Source organism: Paenibacillus sp. FSL P2-0173 (assembly GCF_038008045.1).
In the GTDB taxonomy this organism is placed as follows: domain Bacteria; phylum Bacillota; class Bacilli; order Paenibacillales; family Paenibacillaceae; genus Paenibacillus; species Paenibacillus polymyxa_B.
Window position 1 is genome coordinate 196,377 of the sequence record NZ_JBBOYK010000005.1, and the last position, 11,898, is coordinate 208,274.

9 protein-coding genes are annotated in these 11,898 nt (G+C 43.2%); all 9 read left to right on the forward strand.

Features of this window, described 5'->3' with window-relative positions; all coding sequences use genetic code 11:
* Positions 1–122 precede the first annotated feature (122 nt).
* The 9 genes from MKX30_RS23995 (at position 123) to MKX30_RS24035 (ending at position 11,884) form a co-directional block, all read left to right on the forward strand.
* Positions 123–1,865 (forward strand): ABC transporter ATP-binding protein, encoded by a 1,743-nt coding sequence (locus tag MKX30_RS23995; RefSeq protein ID WP_254349119.1) that lies wholly within the window; start codon positions 123–125, stop codon positions 1,863–1,865.
* 104 nt (positions 1,866–1,969) lie between these two features.
* The gene (locus tag MKX30_RS24000) at positions 1,970–2,155 is read left to right on the forward strand and encodes a CLI_3235 family bacteriocin precursor (protein ID WP_071559456.1); all 186 of its coding nucleotides are present in this window, start codon (positions 1,970–1,972) and stop codon (positions 2,153–2,155) included.
* A gap of 71 nt (positions 2,156–2,226) precedes the next feature.
* Positions 2,227–3,681, forward strand: a complete 1,455-nt coding sequence (gene ccpM, locus MKX30_RS24005) for a Cys-rich peptide radical SAM maturase CcpM (RefSeq protein WP_028541961.1) — start codon at positions 2,227–2,229, stop codon at positions 3,679–3,681.
* An 11-nt stretch (positions 3,682–3,692) separates the two neighbouring features.
* The gene (locus MKX30_RS24010; protein WP_341063654.1) at positions 3,693–4,817 is read left to right on the forward strand and encodes a TIGR04066 family peptide maturation system protein; all 1,125 of its coding nucleotides are present in this window, start codon (positions 3,693–3,695) and stop codon (positions 4,815–4,817) included.
* A 13-nt stretch (positions 4,818–4,830) separates the two neighbouring features.
* Positions 4,831–5,106: a peptide maturation system acyl carrier-related protein gene (locus tag MKX30_RS24015; RefSeq protein ID WP_023986627.1), complete on the forward strand. Its 276-nt coding sequence runs from the start codon at positions 4,831–4,833 to the stop codon at positions 5,104–5,106.
* Between the two features lie 123 nt (positions 5,107–5,229).
* On the forward strand, positions 5,230–6,012 hold the full coding sequence (locus MKX30_RS24020) for a hypothetical protein (RefSeq protein WP_053324446.1): 783 nt from the start codon (positions 5,230–5,232) through the stop codon (positions 6,010–6,012).
* Positions 6,013–6,160: 148 nt separating this feature from the next.
* Positions 6,161–7,747: a S8 family serine peptidase gene (locus MKX30_RS24025; protein ID WP_341063656.1), complete on the forward strand. Its 1,587-nt coding sequence runs from the start codon at positions 6,161–6,163 to the stop codon at positions 7,745–7,747.
* Positions 7,748–8,053: 306 nt separating this feature from the next.
* Positions 8,054–9,568, forward strand: a complete 1,515-nt coding sequence (gene arfA / locus MKX30_RS24030; protein ID WP_025723872.1) for an arabinosylfuranosidase ArfA — start codon at positions 8,054–8,056, stop codon at positions 9,566–9,568.
* A 420-nt stretch (positions 9,569–9,988) separates the two neighbouring features.
* A complete protein-coding gene (locus MKX30_RS24035) occupies positions 9,989–11,884 on the forward strand; it encodes an HSP90 family protein (RefSeq protein WP_028541965.1) in 1,896 nt (631 codons plus the stop codon).
* Positions 11,885–11,898: the final 14 nt, after the last annotated feature.

The following is an 11,898-nucleotide window of genomic DNA, read 5'->3' on the forward strand; positions in this document are numbered from 1 at the left end:
ATATTTAATCTCGTAAATGTGGAATTACTAGAACAGTTAAAAGATATTTTAAAGTGATTTTGATTCTGATACGGAATTAGTTAATAGGGGGAGAGGGTGCACCTGGTGAAAGGGGGGGAAGGATGAAAGAATCCATAGTATATAAACGTTTGGCAGCAACATTTAGACCTTATCTGAAGACGGTCACTATCATTTTGATATGTCTCATCCTATCAGCGGGCTTGAATATATTATTGCCTTTAACAAGCAAGATTATTGTGGATCAAGGTCTCCTGAAAGGGAATATGCAGGCTGTAATCCTGTACACTTCTGCTGCGTTTTTAATCGTTTGCTTGGATAAGCTGCTGAATGTGTGTAAAGAAACCTTTCGGGCAGGCTTAAGCGCACAGGTTACCTTTTCATTATTTGAAAAGGCGTATCTGCATCTGACAAGAGTACGAATGAGTTATTTTAACCGAACCAATGAAGCGGAGCTGCTGAACCAAATTGGCACGGATGTAGGCAATGTATCGAGGATCACAGATAGTGGAGTATTTTTTGTCATTATGCAGGCGTTCAGCATGATTGGTGGTTTATGTGGTTTGCTGCTCATTAACTGGAAAATGACTGTAATCGTGCTGTGCTTTTTACCCATCAAATATGTTGTGGTGAAGTATTTTGTGAAGCGTAGAAAAAAACTGGTGGGGGATTTAATTGAAGGCAGTAGTGATTTTGCTCAGTGGTTTGGGGAATCTGTCGGGGGCATGAAGGAGCAGCGAATGTTTGGTCTTATTCCACATAAGCATCAGCAGTTCTCATCCAAGCAGCGTCGAATTGTAGAATCAGAACGAAAATTATCACTTCTGGACGCCTGGAATATCGCTTCGGAATCTATTTTAATTCAGCTTCTAATGATGTTTTTGTACGTTGTGGGTGCTAATCTTATTTTTCGTTTACAGCTTACTGTAGGTGGGATTTTTGCCTTTGTTTCTTACAGTGCTTATGTTACCACTCCTGTTTTCGCTATTTTAAACATTGGCTACATGCTGGCTGAAGTCGTTCCCTCCGCCATTCGATATTATCAGTTCTTGGATTGGGCAGAGGAAGAAACATCTAATTCAGTCACTCCAGCGTCTTTACTAACTGAGCCGCCATTCGAAGATCACATTGCATTTCATAATGTTTCTTTTTCCTATACCAAGGACGAACCCGTACTGCCCCACGTGAGCTTTAGGATTGCCCGAGGGGAAAAAGTAGCTATCATTGGAGCAAATGGGGCAGGGAAGTCTACGTTGCTGGATCTGATTATGAGATTCAGCCAGCCTGATCAAGGGATAATCACTTATGACGGCATTGACATCCAAAGCTATGAGATAGATGAGTATCGAAGTCAAATAGCTTTGGTCAGTCAGCAGGTGTATTTATTTGATACTACTATTTTTGGCAATATCCGCATAGGCACAGAAGTCACTAATGATGCAATAGAGGCCATTATCGCGGAGGTTGGTCTGGAAGAATTGGTTCAGAACTCGGCAGATGACTTCCCTATAGGCTCGAATGGCTCCAGATTGTCGGGTGGGCAAAGACAGAAAATTGCTATGGCCCGGGCATTGATCAGGGAAGCGCCCTTGTTTATTCTCGACGAGGTGACCTCCAATCTAGACACAGCAGCTAGGCTAAATGTTCAGCAATTGTTGAAGACCCGGTTGCGTGAAAAGACCGTAATCATCGTTACACATCGCAGCGAGATACTAGCGCATGTTGATAGAGTTATTTTGTTGGAGAACGGCGAACCAGCCCAAATAGGATCACACTCCCATTTTATGACCTGTCATGCAGAATACAGAGGATGGGTATTAGGGGAAGAAGAGGTCCCCATAAAATGATGAAAAAAACAAACGCTTTCATAGTGTGATTTAACACCATGTACGGAATTAGTATAGGTGAACACCTTTTTAAATCATATCATGAATGGGAGGAGTAGTTTAACATGCGTAAGCTTGTGAAAAGAAGCACGAATGTAGGCGACACGATTGAGGCATTTGGCTGTGGTTGTTCCTGTTATTGTCCTTGCTCCTGTTATTGCGCAGGCAGTTTGACTCGAAGCTCCAATACTCAGCGTGAAAGTGACGGTTCTTATCGCAGAGATAACGGAACTGGAATTGGTAATTATTAAGCTTGTATCTGTATGGAGGAGCCTGGGCATTCCAGGCTTCTGTCCACATCAAAACAGAGTAGGTGTGAATCATGAACATGTGCCAACCCTTTATATACACATTTCAGACGAGACTCCACCATTATGTATATGATGTAAATACCAATTTAATTTTGAGGATTAAAGAGGAGGCTTACCATTTCCTGAATTCGCATTCCAGCTTCGACCTGGATCAGATGGAGGCTACACCGGAATTGCAGCACTATATCCGTGACTTGTTGGATAACGGATTTTTATCTTCACAGCGTCCGCAGATTATGAATCATCCCAAGACAAAGCACCTGGAGCATATGCTTCAGCATCAGCTGAAGACCCTCACCTTACAGGTAACTCAAAATTGCAATCTTAGATGCTCTTACTGCGTTTATTCAGGAGGATATGACAATCGAGGTCATACCAGTCTGATGATGGATTTTGAGACAGCGCGCAAGTGTATTGATTTTGTCATTGATAGGTCAGTAGACAGTGACCGTTTGGATTTTGGTTTTTATGGGGGAGAGCCGCTTATTAATTTTCCGTTGGTCAAGAAGTGTGTGGAATATATCAAGGAGCAGGTAGCGTATAGAGATGTAGGCTTTCATTTGACGACCAATGGTACGCTGCTTAATGACGATATTTTGGCCTTTCTGGATGAACATCGTTTTGTGCTTACGATCAGTCTGGACGGAGATCAAGAGAATCATGACAGAAACAGACGATTTGCTGTTAACGGGCGGGGCACCTTCGATACGATTATTGCCAATGTGGATAAAATTAAGAGAAATTACCCGGACCTCTTTGAATGGATTAATTTTAATGTGGTGCTGGATACCCGTAATGATTTTGGTTGTATCAATGATTTTTATACGAATTATGAAACCTTCGAAAGCCTGTACAGTGTAAGGTCGTCCTACATTAACGATGCTTATGTGAAGGATGAAATTTTGTACAGAAATGAATTTATTGAGCAGAGAGGCTATGAGGTAGTTAAAATGATGCTTTCCAAGTTTGGAAGAGTAGATGAAAATCATGTCTCCAAGCTGATTAAGGACTATTATATTCAGATGTATTTCCGTATGTTTCATTATAGAAAGCCTTCTGCGGGAATGCCGATAGAAGCGCATCATGGTGGACCCTGTGTGCCTGGTGTACAGCGATTGTTTGCGGATGTGCATGGAAATCTCTATCCATGTGAACGGGTCAGTGAGCAGTCGGAGGTGGTGCAGATTGGAAAGGTGGACACAGGCTTTGAAGTGGATAAAATCAGCCAGATTTTGAATGTAGGGACAATCACGGAGGATGCATGTAAAAACTGTTGGAATTTCCGTTTTTGTACGCTGTGTGTTGCTGTAGCAGATGATTTGCATACCTTGTCCAAAGAAAAGAAGCTAAGTCATTGTTCGGTAGTCAAAAATGATATTAGGCACACCTTACTTGATTATTGCATGATGAATGAGCTGGGCTATGATTTCTCCGAGGATACGATTCTCGATTTTGAAAAAGCATGAGGGGTGTCTCCATGACCAATAAATTAATCATTTTTCCGTTTGATTATGAAACGATAGCCCTGGTTAGGAACTTGAATCTATTAGGAAGTTATGAGGAAGTTGTACTTATTTCTTTTCAAGGGTCGGGTATGATCGGGAAAGATGCCTGTGTAACGGACAAGGGGGAAGTGACAGGCTTCATAGTGAAGCCAGAGTCTTGTTTGGAGCAAGAAATGGAGCGTTGTGATGCCATATTACTGGTGAAATCCAATTTCAAGCTGGATGTAGCTGAGGTGTATCTTCCCGTGATCCAGAAGGCTGGACAACTTGGCAAAAAAGTCATGTGTAATTTCACTTTGCCAGACTCATGTATGGAATTCATCGAACCCTGTGAGGAGCAAGCTGACAAGCTGATTTTAAAAAATACATTTGATGTACGTACGAAAGATATTTTACCGCCTGACCCGGGCTCTGTTATTCATGATTTTTTTACACCGGTTCTGTTTGTATTAGGGCTGAACGAGCGAACGCATAAGCTTAATTTGCAGCTTAACCTTCGGCAGAAGCTTGAAGCACAAGGATATCGGGTGTCGCAAATCACATCTAATGGATGCGGGGAGCTGATTGGTGCACATTCTTTTCCACAGTTTATGTTTGAGAGCGGTATGACGGAAACCCAGAAGATTATCATGTTTAATCGGTATTTGAAAAAAATAGAGCAGAGCGAAAAGCCTGATCTAATACTCGTGGGCATTCCAGGTGGGATTGTTCCCTTTAACAATACGTTCACGAATTATTTTGGAGTAACCTCATTTTTGGTATCCCGCGCTGTTAGAGCGGATGGCCTAATCTGTTGTCTTCACTATGATGAATACAATATAAAATATTTGGAGCATGTGAAACAGTACATGGAAAACCGTTTTTCCTCTTCATTATTAGGATATGCCATATGTAACAATGTATTCGACAGTTACTCTTCTTCCACAGTCAATATGCAATATGCATCTGTTGATCATCGTTTCGTGGAAGAGAAAAAGCAGGAGTTTTCCAATTATTCCGTGCCTGTACTCCATCTGTCCAACGATGAAGATATGAATAGGCTGACGCAGGATATTTTACATTATTTTTCGGTTGATCATCACGTAGTTCAGTTGTAATGGAGGGAAGAACATGAACTTTACTCAGGATGTAACGGGAACAGGAATGAAACTGGAAAATATATTTTGGAAGCTTTTTAAAATAAAAGCGGGTGAGATAAATAAAGAGGCTACATTACTGGGTCCTGATATGGGGTTGTTCCCCAGAGATCTGGTATATCTATTATTTGAAGTGGAAAAAAGCTTTGCTATCCTAATTCCGGAAGAGCGTATAGTGGGAGGGGGGTTGCTTACATATAACAGCTTGTATGAGACGATAAAGGACTGCTTAACAGTGGAAAAGGAATGAAGGATTTGTGAAAATGATGATAAAACATACAAAAACATACAAAAAAATCCGATATACCTCTAGAATCACTTATTTCAGGATTTTTGAAAAATCCTCATTTAGAAGAGAATTGGAGGTTTTAGGATGAATGTATCATTTACATCATCTCACCAATCGCCGTTCCGCACCGCAGATAACAACCGACTTGAACTACGGCATTCCCTTTCCGCTCAGGCTGAAAGGAAGGGTATAGGCAAGCCACAAAACAAGGTTATTCAACAATTGACAGAGCAAAAGCAAAGTTTGATGGAGAGGCGTTCGGACTATTTAAGTAATGCTCTCAAGCGTGGTCTCGGTCCGGAAGCTGTAAAAGCTGAAATGGAAGAGATAGATAAGCAGATTCAGCAAATTGACGAGAACATTCAAAAGCAGTCACTGGAAGAGCAAAAAAAGGCTTTAGGCATGGATGAGGAAAGTAAAAAAGAAGCTCAGAAAGGCAAAAAGGAAGAATATACGCCTAAGACTGCTGAGGAGCAGCAGCAAAGATTGATCACCTATACAATGCATAGTATTGTATCTGCAAACAATGAGTTGAAGAGTGCCAAAATAGCCAAAACGGCACAAATTACATTGGGAAGCGAGGCTAAGGGGTGGGAAAACGCTAACCCTGCAAAATCAGCGGCTTTGCGTGAAAAGGCAGAAGGACTTAATGGAGAAATCATGGAAATCGCTGCGAATATTAATGAGCGTATCAGCGAAGCAGTGAATAACGAACCGATGATTACAGATCGGGTTGAACCTAAGGATGAGCAGGAGGCGAATGCAGAGGCTGGCAGGGTGTGGACTGAACAAGAGCTCAATGCCTATCTAGACTCGGCTAAAGACGGGGCGAAGACTGCAGGCACGAAGGTAAATATTGCAGTCTGATCCGGCTATCATGTACATGGTTCGCTAAATTAGGAGGGTGCTTTCAGACGAACGCTATCGTTCGCAGAGGCACCCTCCGCTTACTCTAATGGAACGGAACAGAGCCGTGAGATTCATTTCACAATCCGAAGAGACAGGGGGAGAAAAAATGAATGGCAAGATCCATGTAGCCATTATTGACGACGGGGTTAATGCTGGCTTTTTAAACACCCAATTATTATATAACGTCGAAATAGCTCATGGAGACGTAGAAGATGGACGCACCTTAAATCACGGTACGATATGTGCAGCTATTGTACAAACGTATTTTCCAGATGCGATCATCAGTAGTGTAAAAATAATGAACCATAGAAAAGGAAATGCAGCTCAGCTTTGTGCTGCGCTGGATTGGTGTGTAAAGCATGGTGTACAGGTAGCCAATATCAGCCTGGGAAGTATAAATTATCGAGATCGAGGCATGCTACGGGAAGCTGTAAATAATGCAGCTATGGCGGGATTAATTATGGTATGTGCAGCACAAAATGGAGGACTTCTTACTTATCCGGCTTCCTTTGCCAATGTGATTGGTGTGCGCTGCGATCATAGCGGTATACTCACAGCAGGACAATATACATATGATGCTGAGAAAGCATTCTCAAGTGGTATCGATTTTACCGCTTTTGCCAAGCATGAGCTGATAGGTGCAGCTGGAGAGGCTGTACAATGTCCCAACAGCAATAGCTATGCCACTCCATTCGTTACAGCACAGGTATGTAAAGTTTTGCAGAAGTCCAAGCGTGTTCCTTCCATAGAAAAGCTAAAACATATTTTACATAAGTATAGTTATCATCCGCTACAGGATACCATAATCCCCGTAATGCGTTACGGACATCCGGATTGGATACGGCGCGCCTATGTGTTTATAGAGGATTGTGCAATTAGTTCGAAAGCACCCTATTATTTTCAGACCCAATGTGAAGCTCAACTCCCTGGCGACAAAATTGCTGCGATCTTCGAACAAGCCATCCTGCGGGAGCGAGAACAACAGGACACAGCGCTCGAAGGTGGACAACGGGTATACGGCCTTACAGATACGATTGTCTTGCTAGGGGAAATGGAGCCAGTGAGTTTGCAGGAAGTGGAGCAATTGGCTTCACGTTATGGAAAAAATGTCGTCTATATTTCTAAAAATCAACGACATATCCCCGCACTGAATTTTTCGTCTTGCTATTTGCGCTGGTGGCAGCAAGAGGGGGGGCTCTTTATGACGCGGGAGAAGGCAATCGCAATAGAGGATTCTCGCATTCCGCTTATTTGTATTTATTATGACAAGGGCATTGACATTATTTATTTTTTGCATGAGTTGAGAGGGGAATTTGCCCGGGATGGATATCAAAGCTGGATCGCGGTGGACCAGTCCGCGGCAGTGTTGCATGATATGGAGTATACGCTCCCTTCGGATGCAAGCAATGGATTACAGGAACTGTTATATAATGCGGGTACAATGGCATATAACGCTTATACGGATATTGCTATTTTGTGTGTAGAGGCTACGAATATTACGCATTGCACCAAAGAACGAGTTTTATTAGACGTTGATATTGAGCTTTCTATCCTGGTGAAAGCGGAAACTGAACGCATTTATATATCTATACGGACAGAGCAGGGATATTTGAAAGAAGGGGTCCTCTCGAATTTAAACGTGGGTGATATAGGTGGTATTTATACATATTTAGAACAACTGTTGGTAGACTGATATTCACTATTTAAAACAGACTGCAAGATATGGCAGTAGGCACTACTTTGAACGCATCAGTAATCCGTTATTACTATTTAGCAAAGTGGTTATTCACTCAATAAGTTTGTTTATAAAACGAAATATTTTGAAGTACGTAACCAATTGCTTATCGTTTATCATTAATGTTAATAAATATATTAAGTATTTAATAATAATATTGACTATAATAAATATGGTGTGTTATATTAAAACCGTAAATAAAACGGCTTCTTAGTCTTGGTGGTACAACGGATTTTATTTTCGCATTCAGAGAGGATGGTTTAGGTGGCAGCAGCTGTAAAAGCAAAGATGATTGTAGACAAATCTTTTCGTATTGCTGAAGTCGATAAACGCATTTATGGCTCTTTTGTAGAGCATCTCGGGCGTGCCGTATATGGCGGCATTTACGAGCCTACTCATTCAACTAGTGATGAAAGCGGTTTCCGAAATGATGTTAAAGAGTTGGTAAAACAGCTTGATGTTCCTATTATACGCTATCCGGGAGGCAACTTTGTATCCGGTTACAATTGGGAGGACGGTGTCGGCCCTGTCGCGTCCAGACCTAGACAGTTGGAGCTGGCTTGGAGAACGGTCGAGCCGAATGAAGTGGGTACGAATGAATTTTTCAAGTGGGCCAAGGATGTAGGTTCCGAAGTCATGATGGCGGTTAATCTGGGTACGCGCGGAATTGATGCTGCGCGTAATCTGGTGGAATATTGCAACCACACAGGTGGCTCCTATTGGAGTGATCTACGTCGTAGTCACGGTGTAGAGCAACCACATAAGATTAAAACCTGGTGTCTTGGTAACGAGATGGATGGCCCATGGCAAATTGGCCACAAGACAGCAGAAGAATATGGTCGTCTGGCTGTAGAATCTGCAAAAGCCATGAAGCTGATCGATCCTGACATTGAGCTTGTATCCTGTGGCAGCTCCAGTTCTACGATGCCAACGTTCCCGGAATGGGAAGCAACCACGCTGGATCATACCTATGAGGTAGCCGACTATATTTCCTTGCACCAATACTACGGAAATCATGACAATGATACGGCTAATTATCTGGCACGCTCTATGGATATGGATCATTTTATTCATACGGTCATTTCGACTTGTGACTATATCAAAGCAAAGAAACGCAGCAAGAAAAAAATGATGCTCAGCTTTGACGAATGGAACGTGTGGTATCACTCCAATGATGCGGACAAAAAAATTGATCCGTGGTCTGTGGCACCACCGCAGCTTGAGGATATCTATAACTTTGAGGATGCATTGTTGGTGGGCAGCATGTTGATTACGTTCCTGCGCCACGCGGATCGTGTGAAAATGGCTTGCCTCGCCCAACTGGTCAATGTTATTGCGCCAATCATGACCGAGAATAACGGAAAGGCGTGGAAACAAACGATTTTCTATCCGTATCTGCATGCCTCCCGTTATGGTCGTGGGGTATCGCTGATGCCTGTCGTAGATTCGGAAAAATACGATTCCAAGGACTTCACAGACATTCCTTATCTGGACAGCGCTGTAGTTTATGATGAAGAGGGAGACGCACTGACTGTCTTTGCAGTGAACCGTCATTTGTCTGAATCGCTGGAGTTGACAGTAGATGTACGCAGTTTTGAAGGCTACCGCATTGTCGAGCATACTGTATTGGAGCATGATGATCTTAAAGCGACCAACAGTCCAGCCGGTGAAAAAGTTACGCCTCACAACGGCGGCAACGCCAAGCTTGAAGACGGAATTGTAAAAGCTCATTTGGGCAAAGCATCGTGGAACGTTATCCGTCTTGCTAAGTCCCATTAATTCTCTTCTGTAAAAGGTAGAGCTTCGACTGTATCTAAATAAGCTCGCATTCTCTCTTGTAAGAGTATTACAAGAGCGGCAATGCGAGCTTTTTGCGTAAAATGAGCCATTTGTCCCTCCATAGATATAGGTTTCTAAGAGAAGGGTAGATTTTAAATAAATATTATGTTTATTACTAAATTTAACTAGACAAAGATGACCTTTATTCACTAAGTGCTCGTACTCCGTACATTTTTATGAAGTTAATTAGACCCAGTTCCAGACTTCCTAGGTGAAAAAAGACCCTGTTATATCGTTGTCAACGTATTGATATCTGAAATGCAGGGTGTGTAATCCGACTTAAATCCACGTTATACTTTAAAAGATAGTCTATTTAAATCCAAATGGTGGTTGTAGCATTTCGAGAAAGGAATGATCTGTATGAGTCAGACAGACCAATATCGTTTTCAAGTGAACTTGGGCGGTATGATTGATATTTTGGCCAATCATTTATATAGCAGTCCACGAGTGTTTATACGTGAGGTTCTGCAAAATGCAACAGATGCGATCACGGCTCGCAAGGAGCTGCGGAAGGTTGTTGCTGAAAGTAAAGTACTGAAAGAAGACAAGGCTCTTGGAGATACAGCTTCTGAGAGTAACGACTATGAAGGTAAAGTCATCGTGGAGTTATCTGGTTCTGGGGAGCATCAGGTATTGATGATTCAGGATAACGGCATTGGATTGTCAGAAGAAGACATTCACCGTTTTTTGTCGATTATCGGTCAGTCTTCCAAGAAGGGAGCCGATTTGCTGGCTTCTGAGACTTCGTTTATCGGACGCTTTGGGATTGGGTTACTATCCTGCTTTATGGTGAGCGATGAAATTGTAGTGCTGACCCGCTCGGTGAAGGAAGGCATCTCCATGGAATGGAGAGGGAAGCCGGATGGGACGTATACGATTCGTCGATTGGAAACCGAGCTGCCTGTAGGGACGCAAATTTATTTGCGCTGCAAGCCGGGAAGTGAGTTTTATTATGAGCCAGCGCATGTAGAGGAGTCTTTAATCTATTATGGTGCGTTGCTGCCGTATCCGGTCATGCTGTCTGTAGACGGGGACACCAAGCGCGTCAATCTTCCATCGACGAGCTGGATGCAGGATCCCGAACAATTGCGGAGTCGCCGTAGTGAGGTGCTGGATTTAGGCTATCGCCTGATGGGCGAGCGCTTCAGTGATTTTATACCGTTGCGGACGGCATCGGGCAGAACAGGCGGGATTGCATTCATTTTGCCTCGCAGTGTTAATCTGAACAGCAAGCGGCTGCATCGGGTGTACCTGAAGCATATGCTGGTGTCGGACAAGGCGGAAAATGTTTTGCCGGAATGGGCATTCTTCATTAAAAGCCTAATTTGGACAGATGAGTTGCAACCAACGGCATCACGTGAGTATTTTTATGAAAATGAACAGCTTGACGATGTTCGTTCTGAACTGGGGACCTGTATTCGGGAAGAACTGCTACGCATGGCGCAGTATGAGCCAGACCGCTTGCAGCACTGGATTCGTTTGCATGAGCTGTCTATGAAGGCGCTCGCCGTGGAGGATGATGAATTTTTGCGGATAATGTACCGTTGGTTTTCCTTCGAAAGTACATTTGGGCGGCGTGAGCTGAGTGAACTGATCCGAGAGGCGGACGGACGTCCACTGCATTACACATCGACAGTAGATGAGTATCGTCAGATTACGCATGTGGCGGCGGCGCAATCCATGTTGGTGATCAATGGCGGCTATATTTATGATTCAGACATTTTGGAAAAGCTGCATTGGATTGACTCTAACCTACAAACAGAGCGTCTTAGCCCTGAGGAAGTATCTCTTTCATTTACCGGGCTAACACAGGAAGAACGCGAGAATTATTACGGTGTGCTACGTGTCATGGATGCTGCTTTGCAGCCGATGCGTTGCCGCGCTGAGTTGAAGCGTTTTGAGCCTGCGAGTTTGCCAGTGTTGTATACCATTTCTCAGGATGCACTGACCTTGCGCTCCATGGAAAACACGGTTGAGGAGACAACCTCACTTTTTTCCAATGTGCTTGATAGTCTGAAAGCAGGAGTCCAGCAGAATTCGGGTTATTCCACCTTATACTTTAATCTGAACAACCCAGTGGTGGCGCGGATTCTTGAAGCTACCGATACGCAGATGGTCACGGCTGCTACAGAAATGATGTATGTGAATGCGCTTATGATGGGGCACTACCCGATGAACCGCAGTGAGTTGGGACTGATGAATCGGAGTGTACTACATTTTATCAATTGGGGATTAGGGAACGGACAAAATTCGTAATTGCGTAATTATAG